This window comes from Cytophaga aurantiaca DSM 3654 (assembly GCF_000379725.1).
GTDB lineage: Bacteria > Bacteroidota > Bacteroidia > Cytophagales > Cytophagaceae > Cytophaga > Cytophaga aurantiaca.
In genome coordinates this window covers 1-14765 of the sequence record NZ_KB903622.1, presented here as the reverse complement: position 1 = coordinate 14765, position 14765 = coordinate 1, and the positions used below count along the sequence as shown (strand labels likewise).

Below are 14765 nucleotides of genomic sequence, written 5' to 3'. Positions count from 1 at the left end.
GTTTCCATTACAATCAAAATGGTGCCAAGTATTTAAAAATATCACAACCAACGCATTACAAAAATACCATTGTAAATATGTGTAGAAAAATTCTACAGACCTGTAGAAACATGCTACACATGTTACACAAACTAAAAAAGTCGTAAATACATTTACATTTTATTTCTATATTTTAATGCGATGAAGTGGAGAGAAAATCAAGTTCAAATAAAATTAACGTTGCTATTAATTATCGGGATTATTGGTATTTGTTCTATTTGTTTTTTTGGGCATAATGCATTCACATCTCTGCGTGAAAGTGTAAAAGAATTTCAATATCCGGATCAAAAAATAAAATTATTAAGCAACCTCTCCGATCAGACTAACAATACAGACCAGTTTTTACGATTATATACCATTACCAAACAGAAAGCATACATTCACAAATACAATAAATCTGCAGACAGTGTTAATCAGCTTTTTAAAATGTATCGAAATTATATTTCCGGAGATACTTTTAAAACACGGCAGATAGATACCATTCAAATATGGTGGAATAAAAAACTAGAGGAAAATAAAGAGCTTATCAAATTAAACAACGATAAGCCTGATATTTTGGTCATCAGCAAACTAGTAGATCAATCAAAGGATACCACACTTTATTCTACTCAGATTCATAATGAAAAAATTATTCACGACTCATTGGTTATTATAAAGAAAATCCCTTTCAATAATGAGCAGCGCCGGGGATTGGTATCCAAAGTCAAAAAAATGTTTGACAAAAAAGAAGAAGTAGATTTGGTTGTAGACTCGTCTGAAAATATGGCCTTGCAACTTTATTCCTACACATATAAAGAACAGGACACCGTATTTACAGACACTCTTGTAAAACTAGAGGCGTTCAACAAAGTGGATAAGGCGCAAGTAAAAAATGTACTGCAGGAAAAGATGCAACATGACACCATCGTTAATTTAAAAAGGCTTGCAGTTATAGAAAAAGATTTTTTCATTCGGAATCGAATTTTCAACCAAATTAAAAACATACAGAAACAAGAGCAGGCAGATGCATTGATCAACATTACTGCTATTCAAAATATCAGCAATGAAACCATCAACCAGATATTCTGGATTTTTCTATTTATTTTATTTACCTGTATTTGTTTGTACATATTATTGATCATGGACACATATCGCATCAAACGCTATGAGGAAAAGCTCATTCTGGAAAAACAGAATTATCAGAATCTGGCAAATAATCGATCTCAATTCTTATCCATGATGGCACATGAGCTAAGAACTCCATTGCAATCCATTATTGGATTTTCAGATTTGCTGTATCAACAAAATAAATCTGCGCCTGATAAAACACATCATTATAGTGAAATAATAAAAAAATCATCGACTCATTTGCTTCAAACAATTAATCTGCTGCTTGACAGAAGTAAAATTGATTCCGGAAAATTAGAACTTGAACACATTTCATTTAATCTGAAGGTATGTATAGAGGATGTATTTGAGAGTTTAAGCATGCAGGCTCAGGATAAAAAAATAAATTACTTGCACAACTCAGACCTGCCTGATGATCTGTTTGTCCTATCAGATGGTTTTAGATTAAAACAGATTTTGTATAATTTATTAAGTAATGCAATCAAGTTTACTGAAAACGGTGATGTACGTTTAACCGTTTCAACCTTTCTAGATACCGAAAAATACATACAGATCCGTTTTGAAATATCGGATACCGGCATCGGCATTCCTGCCAATAAGTTAGATCAACTATTTGATGAATATAACCAGCTCAGCACAGCAACTGGTCGACTATTTGGAGGAACGGGTTTGGGATTGGTGATTACGAAAAAAACACTTGCACTTTTTTCTTCTGAGTTCATTATTCTTTCGCAAGAAAACAAAGGAACTTCTTTTTCATTCGATATTCTGTTTGAAAAATCACCCCACATACAGGAAAAATCACCTCATGTATATAAACATCTGAATGTCTCTATTTTACTGGTTGATGATGATAATTATAATTTACTTTATACACATCAACTATTATCCAGATATGTTACACATGTATATGTAGCAGGATCATTAGAAGAAACACAAACAATTTTAGAGCAAACAATACCCGATATTGTCTTATGCGATTTATATATTCATGAATCCATGGGCACAGAAATCATTCCGTTTGTGGCAGCCAATACAAAAATTATTTTTATGAGTGCAGATCATGATCGTTTAGCACAGCTTAAAGAGTTAAATTATGCTACACTTGCAAAACCATATTCAATTGAAGAAATTCTATCTATTATTTCTGATTCTGGAATTAGAACAACTAATGCTACCAAATTCCATGATGCATCTGAAGATATTCATAGGAAATCGTTAATTGACAAATTGCATTTATTGAAAATTGCACTTCAGAATAAGGATTATGTAAATATAGAATCGCTTCTACATCAGATAAAAACTGCATTCGGATATCTGGCTCAATGGGATGAGATCAAACAGATTCAAAAAATAGAAAGTACCTACTCCGTGCATAAAAACAATGAAACACTTTATCTTAGTACCACCGACTTATATAAACACTGGAAAACGTTTTATTCGAGTTGATATAATTTCAATTTATTGTAAAGTGTTTTGCGGTCAATATTTAAAATACGTGCAGCCTCACTCTTATTGTTTCCGGTCTTTTTTAATGCTTTAATAATTGTATCCTTTTCCTGCTGTTCCTGTAATGATTTAAGATCTACAGTGTCTGCAGAAACTGATTGCGCCTGAAACATCTCCTGCGGTAGTTCTTCCGTACCAATAACATCCGATTTGGCAAGAAGTACGGCACGACGAACTACATTTTTCAACTCACGAATATTACCGGGAAAAGCATAATGGGCCAACACTCTAAAACAAGTATCAGAAAATTGTTTGACATGCTTATTAAACTCCGTATTGGATTTTGATATAAAATGCTGTGTCAATTCTTTTAAGTCTTCTTTACGATCTCTTAACGCTGGCACATGAATTTTAAACTCATTTAGCCTGTGATATAAATCTTCTCTGAATTTTTCTTTCTGTACGGACAAAATGATTTCTTCATTCGTTGCTGCAATCAATCGGATATCGAGTTCAATTTCTTTCGTAGCGCCAATACGCTTTACCTTCCTTTCTTGCAATACCCTTAATAATTTGATCTGATTTTCATACGTCAGGTTTCCAAGTTCATCCAGAAACAAGGTTCCGCCATTTGCAGATTCTAGTAGTCCAGGCTTATCGTTTATTGCTCCTGTAAACGCCCCTTTTATATGTCCAAAAAATTCACTACCGAATAATTCTTCTGAAATAGAGCCGCAATCGACTGTTACAAATGACTTATGTTTGCGTAAACTGTTTGAGTGAATATATTTTGCCAGCTCTTCTTTTCCCGTCCCGCTTTCACCGGTAATCAATACAGAAAGCATTGTAGGAGCTACCAGAGACGCATGTTCAAGTACGGATTCAAATAAATGGCTTTTACCTTTAACAAATTCTTCTTTACAGATCTCTGTATTTTTATTGAGTATTGCAGCAGGCTTCAATAAGCTAAGTAATTCTTCAGGATTAATCGGTTTAGTCAGATAATCCCGTGCACCGGATTTTATTGCCATTACTGCAGAACGCACATCATCATAAAAAGTCATGATAACAATAGGAATATGCGCATGTACTTTTTTAATGGCTTGCAGAATTTCAATTCCATTACTATCCGGTAATCTCAAATCCAGGAGTACAAAATCGATGTCCTGAGAAGTTACTATTTCCAGTCCGGCTTTACCTCTATCGGTTGTAATTACCTCAAATTTATTTTTATGAAGGAAATTTTCAAGAATGTTCCGTAACGAAATATCGTCTTCTATGATTAGTATCTTTTCCAAAATAATGTGAGGTATATTCTATATTCTTCTATATACAATATATCGAAGAATATAGTTAAAAGCTAACATTCAGGAGGCGGAGATACTTAATATACTACAGATACAAACGCTGGAGTTACCTTACATACAGGAAATTCTGATTATTAAAAAAGATATTGTTATTAAATCAAACTTTAAGCATTCAATCTTTCACTTAGGCGTTACTGTTCCATCCTAGGACGGGACATACTCATATAAAAAAGGGGGAGTGAAATTAGCCACTTCCTTTTTTATAAAACAATATATGTGCATAATACAATTCATAGGACATTTTTTTAAAACAGATACGTTTAAAAACAATAAATTGAATCGCCAAGGGGAAAAACACGAAAATTCTACAATTTTCGTGTTGAGATCGTCTAATTAAAGAACACATTTTAAATAAATTTAGTAGTTTTAAAATTACGTTTAATCTGTACTATTAAGTAGATCTAATGAAATCATCAATAAATAAGATAGTGCAAAGAGCCAGCCTGGTAGTTGTCTGCCTCTTTGCACTATCTTACTTCAGTAATATGGTATATAATGCGGCAATTGATGGTAGAAAGTCTGGTTTACTAGCCGGATATCTAACTGATTTTTCCCAATTCCCTGATCTTATAACAAAAACACTTACATCAGACGAGTTAGCAGGAATACCTCCAACATATACAAAAGCTGACTCCTCTTTTCAGGAAGTAAACAAACTTACTTACCCTGTTTACGCGCTTAACTCGTTTTGGGATGCAGCTAAAGAAGAGTGGGAAATCAGACTTTTTAATCTAAAAAATGATTCTACATCTTTTCAATGGAGACTTTCCCAAAAAAATCTGGACATGTCAACTACGTCTTGGTTTTTCCCTAATACCAGTCCAAGAAATTGCATCATACTTCCGAACAAATCACTCCTTGTCAGCGCTGATGAATCCGCAAACTTAGTGCGTCTTGATTCTAATTCGCATATACTTTGGTCAAATCACGAGTTCATCTATCATCACTCACTTGAACTCGACGCAGATAGTAATGTTTGGGTCTGCGGTTCTGCTCTCAATACTAATGGCAAGATAACGTTACAAGCCGTTAAAAACTTCGAATCGATTATCTTTAAATACAAGGAAAACTATATCATTCAAATCGACTCTAAAACCGGAAAAATATTATTTCAAAAAGGAATTACAGAAATTTTACGGGATAATCATTACTCTAATTTCGTATTCGGTTTTAGCAATCCAAATGCATTCGCAAATGATCCTATTCACCTAAATGACATACAGCCAGTACTAACTGATTCTCCATACTGGAAAAAGGGCGATGTATTCATAAGTATCAGACATCGCTCTCTGGTATTTTTATACAGACCATCTACCAATAAAATTATCCGTTTAATTTTTGGTGAATTTATCAATCAACACGATGTTGATGTGATATCCGACTCTGAAATTGCCATCTTTAATAACAATTTCATACAACGTGTAAAAGATAAACCCGATGCTCCTGAGGACACTTTTCGTATATCCAATACAATGAACAGTTCTGAAATTGTCGTTTACAACTTTAAGGATTCGACATTTAAAACCTTATTAAAAGATCATTTTATTAACGAAAAAATCCAGACCAAAACCCAGGGCGGATTTACTTTTCTGAAAAACAACAATATTTTTGTTGAATCTCAAAATCAGGGAAAGCTATTTATAGTAAATGATTCAGGGGTTGTGCTCAAAAAAATACTGCACGTACCTTCTTCACCATTTATCTATCAACTCAATTGGATAAGAATTTACGAACAATTACCTTATTAATAACATGCTAAGTACATTATTATACATCGGACCAGGCTTGGGTATCGGAACAATACTTCTAGTTCTCATCATCCTTTTAATTGTTATCCTGAGTTTCGGTTTAATCTTATGGATACCTATTAAAAATTTCTTCCGATGGTTGTTTTCTAGCAAATCAAACAAATGATTTTACTACTACTTGTTTTTCTATCTTCACTGATCCTTTCAACTGGATTAGTTCTAGGAAGAACATTCATTTTTCGTATGATACTCCATACGATGGCGATGCTCAACACCATTCTAGATAATCACTCAACTGATGAACAGAAACAATCGTTACTCATTCGAAATCTGGGAAACCTTCTATTCTCTCTATTTATTTTCTTCAGTCTTATCCTTATTATCTCCACCTGCTCCTTACTTCCTTTTTTAATCTACACCAACTTTAATTGGGCAAAGTTAGAACAATTAGATTTTTCTTATCTCTCTTACATAGCCATGTTGATCGGAAGCACAGCCCCTTTCCTATTACTTTCTGTTGTTAAGACCAAAGGAGATTACACAGAGACATCCATGTTATTGCACCGTATGATCTTAGACAATGGAAATATCTCCAAACAACTTTTTTTTCTTGAAAAAAAAATCTTCTCTTCAAAAAAACAAAAAAACAACCCGCACTTTATTATCATCTCCGGCCTTGCCAGATCAGGAACCAGTGCGCTTACAACCTTGTTGCATGAGTCTGGAATTTTTCATTCGTTGAGTTATGCCAACATGCCTTTTACATTAAGCCCGAATGCATGGAGTAAACTATATTCCCCTACCAACAAAAACCTTAAAGAAAGAGCACACGGCGATAAGGTACTATTCGGTTATTCAACAATTGAAGCATTAGAAGAAGTTTATTTTAAAACGTTTTTACACGATGGCTTTATTCAGGAAAAAACATTGAGTGAACACAACATAGATGAAAAAACATATAACAACTATTTACACTATCAACAATTATTAAAAAGAGATTCTGAAACGACTTACCTTGCTAAAAACAACAACTTTATTCTTCGCTATCGTTCTCTTCGATCATTTAATAAAGACTTTAAAGTTGTTTTCCTTTTCAGACATCCGATAGAACACGCCTATTCCTTATTCAAACAACACCAACGTTTTTCAAAACTGCATCAGGAAGATCCTTTCACGCTGGAATATATGAACTGGCTGGCGCATCATGAATTTGGAATGAACCTGAAGTATTTCCAATTCGCTACAACGAATATTCCAGCTGATGCAAATCCTGAGACCATAGAATACTGGATCCATGTATGGATCAATTACTCTAAAGTAATTTTGAATCTGGAAGATGATCCAAACCGCATGTTGGTGCAATATGAAGATTTTCTACACACCCCAGTTAAGGTTATTGCTGCAATATCAGAATTCACTGGTTTGAAAATCCCAATCAGTAAGGTGGAAAGATTCGAAAATACTCCTTCTTATAAAGGTGAGTTAAATCAAGTACTACAGCAGGAATGTCTTGACTTATATCAAAAGCTGGCAGCAAAAAAATCTCCTATTTAAGCCTGTCTCAATGGCAGATTTTTATCAAATGAAGCTTATATTAAAAAAGAATTTTCATACATCTAAAACACATACTCCGACAAATTCTCTGCTACTTCATCTAATATTGCAAGCGTCTCTTCGTACGAACCTGCCTCAACCAAGCGCTGGCGGTATGGTTTAAAATTCTGTATACCTCTGAAATAATTGGTGTAATGCATGCGCATTTCAAAAATCCCTTCTTTCGGTCCTTTCCATTCTACAGAAAAAGCCAAGTGTCTTTTGCATACATCTACACGTTCACGTATATCCGGCGGACCAAGTTTTTCGCCAGTTGCAAAAAAATGTTTTACTTCTTTAAAGATCCATGGATAACCGATTGCAGCGCGACCGATCATGATGCCATCAACGCCGTATCTGTTTTTATATTCCAATGCTTTTTCAGGTGAATCAATATCACCATTTCCAAAGATCGGAATATGTATATCCTGTTGTTCTTTTACTTTAGCGATCCAGCTCCAATCGGCTTCGCCTTTGTACATCTGCTGACGCGTACGTCCGTGAATAGTTAGTGCCTTGATCCCAACATCCTGCAGCCTTCTTGCTATATCAACAATATGAATTGAATCGTGATCCCAGCCCAAACGTGTTTTAACAGTAACCGGAAGCGTACAACGTTTCACGATCTCTTCTGTCATTTTCACCATTTTAGGTATATCCAGCAAGGCACCTGATCCAGCGCCCTTACAAGCAACTTTTTTAACCGGACAACCAAAATTGATGTCCACCAACTCCGGACCTGCTTCTTCAGCAATAGCTGCTGCATCGCACATCACATCAATCTTATCACCAAAAATCTGAATACCCATAGGGCGTTCATAATCAAAGATATCAAGCTTGTGAACGCTTTTAGCTGCATCCCGGATCAAGCCTTCTGCAGCAATGAATTCCGTATACATCATATCGGCTCCCTGCTGCTTACAAAGCGCACGAAACGGCGGATCACTAACATCCTCCATTGGAGCTAAAAGCAACGGAAATTCACCTAATTCAATATCGCCTATCTTTACCACCTTGGTATCTGATTATTTTCCATAAATTTACATCTTTATCGCTAAGAAAACTATTTGAATTAAACAGAATGCAGGCAATTCAACCATTAGGTACCATTTTAAGATTATTTGCATATTTTATATTGGCACAAGGAATCACAGCAATACTATTGCCATTAATTGGAAATCACCCGATTTCAACGTATTCAAATATCACATCTATACAGACGCTACCCGACTTATTCCGTACGGTTGCATTCAGCGATATGATCGGTAAAATAATTGGCTTTATTCTTTTACCGCTAGTCTATTTAAAAGTTTCAAAACAGGAAAATACAAACCCGTTTATACAGGACAAACGAATTCCTTTTGACAGTCTAAGCATTATACTCGGCATCACAGCACTACTCTTAAGCCTTCCATCCATCACACTTCTTGCTGAACTGAATCAGAATATTCATTTGCCTGAATCGTTAAGTTCGCTTGAAAAATCGTTGCGCAGTACCGAAAAACTTGCAGGAGAACTTACCATGTTATTTGTACGTGTTGATACACCTGCAGACATTGCGCTGAGTTTTGTTGCCATTGCAATAATACCTGCCATTGGAGAGGAAATTATTTTCCGTGGTTTCTGCCAGCGCGAATTGATTCAACAAACAAGGAACGTGCACCTTTCCGTTTGGATCACTGCATGCATATTCAGCTTCATCCATTTTCAATTTTTGGGATTTTTCCCAAGAGTATTATTAGGTGCTTTACTTGGCTATATGTACGTTTGGTCTGGTTCTTTACTTGTGCCGATATTGATGCATTTTACGAATAACGCCTTAACCCTTATTTTGTTAATGACGTATAAAAAGGGGTACAGCAATTTCAATCCTGAATCAAGTGAAGAAATTCCATACGTATTTGTATTTTTAACATTGTCGGCTTGTATTGCAATTTTATACAATAGAAAAAAAACATACGACAACCATTTGTCGAATTACATAACCAATACCCATGAGTAATTTACTACAACGCATTATCACAGGAGTTATAGGCGCAGCATTTATGCTGATTGCAATTTGGTTCAGCTTTTATAGTTTCGCTGCTGTATTTTTTCTTGTAACAATATTAAGCAGCTATGAATATCATCAACTACTTACCAAAAGCGGCATTCCCAATAATGCTCCGGCAGGAATAGCAGGAAGTATTTTGGTATATACGCTATTTGTTCTTCAAGCCTTGAATTTCAATCTAAGTCCAATACTTATAGCGGCACCATGCTTGTTATTTATGGTTTATATGTTAATTGAATTATTTTCAACGAACGAACAACCTCTCGCCCGCGTTGCATATACCATTTTCGGAATTATGTATGTTGCTGTTCCATTTGGTTTGTTAACTCTTATTCCTTGGGCTCCAATTGCTGACGGATGCGTAAGATGGGGAGTCCCGAATCACTTTTATCAGTTTGAAATTGTTTTTGCAATACTATTTTTAATTTGGGCAAACGATGTAGGTGCTTATTTTGTAGGAAAATCTCTTGGTAAACATAAATTATTTGAGCGCATTTCTCCTAAAAAAACATGGGAAGGTTCAATCGGTGGTTTGGTTACTGCCATGATTTTCACATACCTATTGTCTTATTTTTATGGCATTTACTCCATTCCTGTTTGGATGGGCTTATGTGTGATTGTTGTCATATCAGGCAGTTTGGGAGATTTGGTAGAATCCATGATAAAAAGAACCTTGAATGTAAAAGATTCAGGTACCTTATTGCCAGGCCATGGCGGTTTTTTAGATCGGTTTGATGCCTTAATTTTCGCCATTCCATTCATCTATTTATATCTAAGTATAGTGGCTTAAAACATATATAAAAATATTTCAAATAGAGAATTGATCCATTCGTTCTGTTTGTTTTGTTTTATTATATTTGCAGTTGGTATAACCCCCTAAAAATAACATGACCATACACAAAGAAGGATACAGATCATTATTTTACGTTTTAATTTTTTTAAGCGTGTTAAATGTAAGTATCTCCTATTTTTTCCCTGAAGCATTTCTTCTACAAAAGATTGTCTTGACTATTTCTCTATTAATCTTTATAATCGTACTGCAATTTTTCCGTAGCCCAAACCGGGTTATTGAAATAAACGATAAACAAATTATTGCTCCGGCAGATGGTAAAGTTGTAGTGATCGAAGAAGTTGTTGAATCTGAATATTTCAATGGAAAAAGAAGACAGATTTCAATTTTCATGTCTCCGTTTAATGTTCATAGCAATAGAAATCCCGTATCTGGAGTAGTTAAGTTTTTCAAATACCATCCGGGGAAATTTCTGGTTGCATGGCATCCAAAATCAAGTACGGAAAACGAACGTACTACTACCGTTATTGAAACAAAGAACAATCAGCAAATATTAATGCGTCAGATAGCTGGTGCATTGGCTCGCAGAATTGTGTGGTATATTGGAGAAAATTCTGAAGTTACGCAAGGCGAGGAATTTGGATTTATTAAATTTGGTTCTCGCGTAGATTTGTTTATTCCACTTGACGCAAAAGTTCATGTAAGTCTGGATCAAATGACTGTTGGAGGTAAAACTGTAATAGCTGAATTTTATTCATAAACAAGAATTTTAAACTTTATTCGAAAAAAGAAAAAATATTTCGTTAGACACTATAAAATTTCTTTTTCGATTTATAGATTTGATAAATAGATAAAAAAATAAGAATCGTTGCACATATGAAAACAACTTTAGATGCTCTACAAAATGAAACGTTAGTCGAAGAAAAAATTTCTTTAGAGGAATTATTATCAGGTATTGACGGTATTGCATTACATGACGTATTGGCCAAGGCTAAAGGCTCGATCAAAGACGAAGATGAAGATGAGGACTCTGAAGAGGAGGAGGAAGATGATGACCTTGACAATGACTTTGATGAAGACGACTTCAATGAGGATGAAATTGAAGACTGGGATAAAATAGAGGAAATTGATCCGGACGATTTAGAAGATGAAGTGGAAGACGATGATTTCGAAGATGACGATCTTGATGTAGATGCAGACGACGATGGCGGTTGGGATGATAATTTCTAATCTCTATCTTTAACATAAGATAAGTACTTAAAATGTCAGGTTGTATCCTGACATTTTTTTTTTATACTTGTAGTATTATTAATTCTTCAACCAGCAGAAAAAGAAAAGATAATGATTGAACAAACCATATTAAAAGAACTTGAAGAATCTTCAGCTGTCTTAAGAAATTTCATTGAACAGGAAAAAAAAAACAACTCCATTGCTGAAGCTGCAACACTAATTGCTGCAAGCTTAAAAAAGGGAGGGAAAATTATTTCTTGCGGCAATGGAGGTTCTTCATGTGATGCCATGCATTTTGCAGAAGAATTAACAGGACGCTACAGAGAAAACAGAAAAGCGCTGCCGGCAATTGCCATCAGTGATTCAAGCCACATGTCGTGTGTAGCAAATGATTATGGCTACAAATACGTTTTTTCACGCTACCTGGAAGCACTAGGTAACAAAGGCGATGTATTACTTGCAATCAGCACTTCAGGAAATTCTGAAAATGTTTTAGAAGCTGTTAAAGAAGCTAAAAACAAAGGAATGTTTGTGGTTGCATTAACAGGAAAAGATGGAGGCAAACTTTTACCATTGGCGGATGTTTGTGTAAATGTACCGCATGTTGGTTTTGCCGACCGTGTTCAGGAAGTTCATATCAAAATCATTCACATTCTAATTCTGCTGATTGAGCAATCTATGCTCTAACAATCAGCTATGCTCGCAAAAACTTTTGGAAGCGCCGTTCATGGCGTGAATGCGTTTACTGTTACCATTGAAACAGTAGTCAATCAAGGAAACAAATTTTATATGGTAGGCCTGCCCGACAGTGCCATCAAAGAAAGCGAGCAGCGTGTAGACGCTGCTCTGAAAAACTTTGGGTATTTCATGCCCAGACAAAAAGTTGTTGTCAATTTAGCTCCTGCAGATATTAAAAAAGAAGGATCTGCATACGACCTTCCTATTGCCTTAGGCATTCTGGCGGCTTCAGAGCAAATTTCCGGCGATCGTCTGGATGAATACATGATCATGGGTGAACTATCCTTAGATGGAGATATAAAGCCTATTAAAGGCGTTCTGCCAATTGCTATTGAAGCACGCAAGCAAGGCTTTAAAGGATTCATCTTACCGAAGGAAAATGAACAGGAAGCTGCTATTGTAAACAACTTAGATGTGATCGGTGTTTCAAACATCATGGAGGCAATTGATTTTTTTGAAAACCGTCTTCACATTGAACCATTGACCATTGATACCCGCAGTCAGTTCTTTCAGCAGGTTGCCGTCTATGAAGCAGATTTTGCGCATGTGCAAGGCCAGGAAAATATCAAACGTGCCTTAGAGATCGCTGCTGCTGGCGGGCACAATGTGATCATGATCGGACCGCCGGGTGCCGGCAAAACCATGTTAGCGAAACGGCTTTCATCCATTCTTCCTCCCCTCTCTTTACACGAAGCACTAGAGACAACTAAGATTCATTCGGTAGCAGGTAAGCTCGGATCCAAAACATCCTTGATCACGCGCAGACCTTTCAGATCGCCTCACCACACGATCAGCGATGTGGCACTTGTAGGTGGTGGAAGTTTTCCGCAGCCGGGTGAAATTTCTTTAGCACATAACGGTGTTTTATTTTTAGACGAACTGCCGGAATTTAAACGTGCGGTGTTGGAAGTAATGCGCCAGCCTCTGGAAGAACGTACAGTCACAATCAGTCGTGCGAAAATTGCAATCGACTACCCAGCAAACTTTATGCTTATTGCAAGCATGAACCCGTGTCCGTGCGGATACTACAATCATCCCGAAAAAGAATGTGTATGCGGACCGGGAATTGTACAGCGCTATCTCAATAAAATAAGCGGACCATTACTGGATCGCATCGATTTGCATGTTGAAGTAACTCCTGTAAAATTTGATGAAATGGTTGCGAACACCCGCACCGAAACCAGTGAACAAATACGCGCCAGAGTAATACAGGCACGTGAAGTACAAACGCAGCGTTTTGAAAAGTTTGACGATGTACATTGCAATGCCATGATGCCTTCGCAAATGGTAAAAGATATTTGTGAAGTCGGTAGTGCAGGAAACGCTTTATTGAAAACAGCGATGGAGCGTTTAGGCTTATCTGCCCGCGCATACGATCGCATCTTAAAAGTCTCCAGAACCATTGCTGACTTAGCAGGTTCAGAAACTATTTTAACCGAACATCTCGCCGAAGCCATTCAATACAGAAGCTTAGATAGAGAGAACTGGGCGGGGTAGTTTCCAGTTGCTAGACACTAGTTTCTAGACAATAAAAAACGCAATAGAGACATATCCCTACTGCGTTTTTTATTTTTGTATTTGTTTAATTTATTTGTCGTCAAATACATTACTATTCTATTTCCATTTCTAGAAACTAGTACCTAGCAACTGGAAACTACCTATTGTTTTATCAACTTTCTCAACTCCACATTCCCATCCTGTTCGATGCGGATCAAATAGATTCCTTGAGGCAAGCCGTTTCCAATGATGGCTTCGTTTGTATATTCATTACTTGAAAGCTGTATGCCGGAAGCTGTATAGATGGTAACTCTAAATTCAAATCCGATTAATTCGATTTTACAATTATCAGAAGTCGGGTTTGGATACATTTTTATATTTGTTGCCAAAGCAGATTGAGTTGATGTAGAGATACAACTGCTTTCAGTCGCTCCGCAACCACAGTTTCCAGGTGCAATTTTATTGGCATCATTTGGACAGGCATCTCCTGCAATTGAAACATAGCCACTCGGTTGGGTACATGATTGTGTAGAAACCGATACATCTCCTTTTCCATCTGCATCTGCATCTGCATACCAGGTTAATGTACCTGTTACAGTAACCTGTACATTTATTGATGTACTGCTACATCCGGATGCTATTACTGTGACAGAGTACTGTCCAGTATTACTTGCTGCGTAAGATGCATTTGTTGCACCTGCAATCGGAGAACCATTCAGATTCCATTGGTAATAAGAACCTGTACTGGAAGTTAGTACTACACTTCCACCCCCGCATAATAATGTTGATCCTGAAGGTGTAATTGTAGGTGCTATTATTGTTGTCACCGGAGTCGGCACAATAGATGATGTAGCTTTACAGCCAGCAGCATTTGTTATTTCAACCGAATATGAACCGCCAGCCCCTGCTTCAAAAGTAGAATTAGTAGCTCCGCTGATCACATTTCCATTGCTAAACCATTTATAGGATGTCCCCCCTCCACTCGCTGTTAATAAATAACTCTGACACGACGACCCTGGACTTAAATTTATCGTTGCTGTTGGCAAAGTATTCACCGTAACAGTTGTTGCAGCAGATGTAGCTTTACACGTATTTGCATTTGTTACTTCAACCGTATAGGAACCAGAAGCAGCTGCAGTATACGTTGCGTTTGT

12 protein-coding genes are annotated in these 14765 nt (G+C 36.4%); 9 read left to right on the top strand and 3 right to left on the bottom strand.

Annotation, left to right across the window (positions count from 1 at the left end; genetic code table 11):
* The first annotated feature begins 180 nt into the window (after nucleotides 1–180).
* Nucleotides 181–2595: an ATP-binding protein gene (locus A3EE_RS0102790; RefSeq protein ID WP_018341909.1), complete on the top strand. Its 2415-nt coding sequence runs from the start codon at nucleotides 181–183 to the stop codon at nucleotides 2593–2595.
* Here the strand turns inward: A3EE_RS0102790 and A3EE_RS0102785 are convergent.
* The gene (locus A3EE_RS0102785) at nucleotides 2583–3893 is read right to left on the bottom strand and encodes a sigma-54-dependent transcriptional regulator (RefSeq protein ID WP_018341908.1); all 1311 of its coding nucleotides are present in this window, start codon (nucleotides 3891–3893) and stop codon (nucleotides 2583–2585) included. The two genes, A3EE_RS0102790 and A3EE_RS0102785, sit on opposite strands and share 13 nt — an antisense overlap.
* Before the next feature lie 473 nt (nucleotides 3894–4366).
* Here A3EE_RS0102785 and A3EE_RS0102780 point away from each other — a divergent pair, with 473 nt between their 5' ends.
* Both A3EE_RS0102780 and A3EE_RS19925 read left to right on the top strand, forming a co-directional pair.
* Complete coding sequence (locus A3EE_RS0102780; protein ID WP_026209559.1) at nucleotides 4367–5710, top strand: arylsulfotransferase family protein; 1344 nt, start codon at nucleotides 4367–4369, stop codon at nucleotides 5708–5710.
* Nucleotides 5711–5953: 243 nt separating this feature from the next.
* Entirely contained in the window at nucleotides 5954–7264 is a 1311-nt protein-coding gene (locus A3EE_RS19925; RefSeq protein WP_211208914.1) for a sulfotransferase domain-containing protein, read from the top strand.
* Between the two features lie 62 nt (nucleotides 7265–7326).
* Here the strand turns inward: A3EE_RS19925 and dusB are convergent, their stop codons facing one another.
* Nucleotides 7327–8316, bottom strand: coding sequence for a tRNA dihydrouridine synthase DusB (gene dusB, locus A3EE_RS0102770; RefSeq protein WP_018341905.1), 990 nt, complete (start codon nucleotides 8314–8316; stop codon nucleotides 7327–7329).
* A 68-nt stretch (nucleotides 8317–8384) separates the two neighbouring features.
* Between dusB and A3EE_RS0102765 the strand changes: the two genes are divergently transcribed.
* The 6 genes from A3EE_RS0102765 (at nucleotide 8385) to A3EE_RS0102740 (ending at nucleotide 13611) form a co-directional block, all read left to right on the top strand.
* Nucleotides 8385–9305, top strand: coding sequence for a CPBP family intramembrane glutamic endopeptidase (locus A3EE_RS0102765; RefSeq protein WP_018341904.1), 921 nt, complete (start codon nucleotides 8385–8387; stop codon nucleotides 9303–9305).
* Nucleotides 9298–10146: a phosphatidate cytidylyltransferase gene (locus A3EE_RS0102760; protein WP_018341903.1), complete on the top strand. Its 849-nt coding sequence runs from the start codon at nucleotides 9298–9300 to the stop codon at nucleotides 10144–10146. Before A3EE_RS0102765 ends, A3EE_RS0102760 begins: the two co-directional genes overlap by 8 nt.
* Nucleotides 10147–10243: 97 nt before the next feature.
* Nucleotides 10244–10906, top strand: coding sequence for a phosphatidylserine decarboxylase family protein (locus A3EE_RS0102755; protein ID WP_018341902.1), 663 nt, complete (start codon nucleotides 10244–10246; stop codon nucleotides 10904–10906).
* A 116-nt stretch (nucleotides 10907–11022) separates the two neighbouring features.
* Nucleotides 11023–11376, top strand: a complete 354-nt coding sequence (locus A3EE_RS22045) for a hypothetical protein (RefSeq protein WP_018341901.1) — start codon at nucleotides 11023–11025, stop codon at nucleotides 11374–11376.
* 111 nt (nucleotides 11377–11487) lie between these two features.
* A complete protein-coding gene (lpcA, locus tag A3EE_RS0102745) occupies nucleotides 11488–12063 on the top strand; it encodes a D-sedoheptulose 7-phosphate isomerase (RefSeq protein ID WP_018341900.1) in 576 nt (191 codons plus the stop codon).
* 9 nt (nucleotides 12064–12072) lie between these two features.
* Nucleotides 12073–13611 (top strand): YifB family Mg chelatase-like AAA ATPase, encoded by a 1539-nt coding sequence (locus A3EE_RS0102740; RefSeq protein WP_018341899.1) that lies wholly within the window; start codon nucleotides 12073–12075, stop codon nucleotides 13609–13611.
* Between the two features lie 161 nt (nucleotides 13612–13772).
* Here the strand turns inward: A3EE_RS0102740 and A3EE_RS19920 are convergent.
* Nucleotides 13773–14765 (bottom strand): T9SS type A sorting domain-containing protein (locus A3EE_RS19920; protein ID WP_033417463.1); only part of this gene is annotated, 993 nt, incomplete at its 5' end.